1 rRNA gene is annotated in these 204 nt (G+C 53.4%); it reads right to left on the bottom strand.

What is annotated here, in order from left to right:
* Positions 1-203, bottom strand: a 16S ribosomal RNA gene (locus tag AACR09_RS23885); the annotation flags it as partial.
* Between the last annotated feature and the right edge of the window lies 1 nt (position 204).

Here is a 204-nt window from a genome sequence, read left to right on the forward strand (position 1 = left end):
GCTGATCATCCTCTCAGACCAGCTAGGGATCGTCGCCTTGGTGAGCCATTACCTCACCAACTAGCTAATCCCACCTAGGCATATCTTGACGCGAGAGGCCCGAAGGTCCCCCTCTTTGGCCCGTAGGCATTATGCGGTATTAGCCATCGTTTCCAATGGTTATCCCCCACATCAAGGCAATTTCCTAGGCATTACTCACCCGTC

The organism is Vibrio sp. OPT20 (genome assembly GCF_963889365.1).
In the GTDB taxonomy this organism is placed as follows: Bacteria; Pseudomonadota; Gammaproteobacteria; order Enterobacterales; family Vibrionaceae; genus Vibrio; species Vibrio splendidus.